Source organism: Streptomyces sp., from assembly GCF_035563135.1.
In the GTDB taxonomy this organism is placed as follows: domain Bacteria; phylum Actinomycetota; class Actinomycetes; order Streptomycetales; family Streptomycetaceae; genus Streptomyces.
Map to the genome: position 1 here is coordinate 1 of NZ_DATMVN010000567.1, position 2,970 is coordinate 2,970.

General features: G+C 70.8%; 3 protein-coding genes. 1 reads left to right on the plus strand and 2 read right to left on the minus strand.

Translation table 11 applies throughout. The features are described from left to right. Positions 1 to 658: class III extradiol ring-cleavage dioxygenase (locus VN520_RS25275; RefSeq protein ID WP_325749239.1), on the minus strand; the 658-nt coding region annotated here is incomplete at its 3' end. Positions 659 to 850: 192 nt separating this feature from the next. Between VN520_RS25275 and VN520_RS25280 the strand changes: the two genes are divergently transcribed. Then, positions 851 to 2,692 (plus strand): glycoside hydrolase family 15 protein, encoded by a 1,842-nt coding sequence (locus VN520_RS25280; RefSeq protein WP_325749240.1) that lies wholly within the window; start codon positions 851 to 853, stop codon positions 2,690 to 2,692. A 58-nt stretch (positions 2,693 to 2,750) separates the two neighbouring features. Here VN520_RS25280 and VN520_RS25285 read toward each other — a convergent pair. Continuing rightward, a partial coding sequence (locus tag VN520_RS25285; protein WP_325749241.1) for a hypothetical protein occupies positions 2,751 to 2,970 on the minus strand: 220 nt, incomplete at its 5' end.

The following is a 2,970-nucleotide window of genomic DNA, read 5'->3' on the forward strand; positions in this document are numbered from 1 at the left end:
CGGTGCCCTCCATCATGCCGCGGGTGATGAACGGCAGCCCGTGGGTCATGTGCCCCGAGCCGACCACGAGCACACCCTGCTCGCGCAGCGGGCGCAGCCGCTCACCGATGGCCAGCAGCTTGTCCGGGTCCTCCGTCGGCAGCGACAGCTGCAGCACCGGCACATCGGCCTCCGGGTACATGATCTTCAACGGCACCCAGGAGCCGTGGTCCAGCCCCCGGGAGGCGTGCTGGTGCACGTGCTCGGTGTCCGGCATCAGACCGACCACGTCCCGCGCCAGCTCACCGGCATCAGGGGTGTCGTAGCGGAACGTGTGGTACAGCGGGTCGAACCCACCGAAGTCGTAGACCAGCTCGGTGGGCCGGGTCGCGCTCACCGACAACGGCGCGGACTCCCAGTGCGCCGACACCACCAGGATCGCCCTGGGCCGGGGCAGCGACCGCGCCCACCCGTACAGCGGGTCCAGCCAGTCCGGCCGCCAGAAGGGCATCGGCCCACCACCGTGGGACAGGTACAGACTGGGCAGCGCCCCGTCCTCCGGCGTCCACGCCCGGTGCGGCTCCGACGCAGCCACCCGGCGCAGGTGCTGGGCGAAGAGGTGGTCAGCCGGGATGCGGGCATCCGCAGCGGCGGTCGAAGCAGGACCGAGCGTGGTCACGATGCACTCCCAGGTGGTTGTCGAAGCAACTGACACTCTGCCTGAACTCACTTGCCATGACAAGTATTTCCCCGGACATGTGAGCGTGCCCACCCCAGCTCGTCGCCGGGCCGGTCGGCCGCGACCCTGCGATAGTTCTCACCTCGCGTCAGCGCACGGACCGCACCGGCCCGACCGACACGGAGGACACTCGTGACCAGCGACCCGGCTGAGGGTGATCGAGCGGGGGCCGACCCGCCGCCGCGGTACCTGCCCGTCGCCGAGCACGGGGTCATCGGCGACATGCACACGGTGGCGCTGGTGGGCACGAACGGCACCATCGACTGGTACTGCTGTCCGTCGTTCGACTCGCCGAGCGTGTTCGGGGCCATCCTCGACGCCGACCGGGGCGGCTCCTTCGAGCTGACCGCCGCATCGCGCGCACGGACCCGGCAGTTCTACGTCCCCGACACGAACGTCCTGCTCACCCGCTTCTACACCGGTGACGCCGTGGGCGAGGTCCAGGACTTCATGCCCGTCGGAGAGCCCACGGGACACGCTGCCCACCGGCTGGTCCGGCGGGTGCTCTGCGTCCGCGGGTCGATGACGTTCCGGGCGCGGGTCTCCCCCCGCTTCGACTACGGCCGTCAGACGCACACCGTCGACGAGCGCGACGGTGGCGTCGTCTTCACCTCGACGGATCTGGCGTTGTCGCTGACCGCCACGGTCCCCCTCCGGTGCGACGGGCAGGACGTCGAGGCGGAGTTCACCCTCGGCGAGGGCGAGTCGGCGGTGTTCGCCCTCGACCGCATCGCCGGCGATGCCGAGCCCCGTGGTTGCTCCGGCTCCGAGGCGGCGGACCTCTACGTCGCCACGGTCACGTACTGGCGCCGCTGGCTGTCGGCGTCGCGCTACCGCGGCCGGTGGCGCGAGATGGTGCACCGATCGGCGTTGACGCTGAAGTTGCTGACCTACGCACCGACGGGCGCCATCGTGGCCGCGCCCACGACCAGCCTCCCCGAACAGCCCGGCGGTGAGCGGAACTGGGACTACCGCTTCGTCTGGATCCGCGACGCCGCCTTCTGCGTCTACGCGCTCCTGCGGCTGGGCTTCAACAGCGAGGCAGCCGCCTTCATGGGGTTCCTCGAGCAGCACATCCCGCCGCCGGGCGACGACCCCCTCGGCCCCCTCCAGATCATGTACGGGATCGACGGCCGCACCGACCTGGCCGAGGAGGAGCTCCCGCACCTGGAGGGGTACGAGGGCGCGTCGCCCGTCCGGATCGGCAACGGCGCGGCCGAGCAGCTCCAACTGGACATCTACGGGGAGCTGATCGACTCCATCTACCTCTACGACAAGTGGGCGGAGCCCATCTCCAGTGATGCGTGGGAGGGCCTCTGCGGTCTGGTCGACTGGGTCTGCGACCACTGGGACCAGCCCGACGAGGGCATCTGGGAGACCCGCGGCGGACGCAAGAACTTCCTGTACTCCCGGCTGATGTGCTGGGTGGCCGTCGAGCGGGCCATCCGCATGGCCAACCGTCGCGGGCTGCCCGCGGACCGGGCCAGGTGGGAGCGCACCCGCGACGACATCTACCGTCGGATCATGCTGCGGGGCTGGTCGGCACGGCGGCAGGCGTTCGTCCAGCACGAGGACGACGACGTCCTCGACGCCGCCGTCCTGATGATGCCGCTGGCGAAGTTCATCGCGCCCACCGATCCCAAGTGGCTCGCCACCCTGGACGCCCTCGGCGAGGAGCTGGTGTCGGACTCGCTGGTCTACCGGTACGACCCCGAGGCCAGCCCCGACGGTCTGAGCGGCGACGAGGGCACCTTCTCGATCTGCTCCTTCTGGTACGTCGAGGCACTGACCCGCGCGGGACGACTCGACGACGCCCGCATGGCGTTCGAGAAGATGCTGACGTACGCCAACCACCTCGGGCTCTACGCCGAGCAGGTGGGCCGCGCCGGCGAGCAGCAGGGCAACTTCCCCCAGGCGTTCACCCACCTGGCGCTCATCAGCGCCGCCGTGAACCTCGACCGGGCCCTGGGCTGACGGCACCCTCGCCGGCCCTGCCGCCCGCCCCAGGTGGGCGGAGCGGCAGGGCCCAGCGTCAGCGGGGCTGCGGCTTGCTCTCGTTGAGGCCGTAGACGCGGCCGTCGATGCCGCGGAAGTGGCGGTAGGCGTAGTCCAGGTCGGGGACCCGGTTGATCTCGCCCAGCAGCTCCCCGCCCGCGCGGCGATCTCGACGCTGGCGGCCGCGACGTCGTCGACCCGGAAACCGAAGGCGAGAGCGTTGACGGTCATCGCGGTGTCCTGTTCTCGCTGGGTGG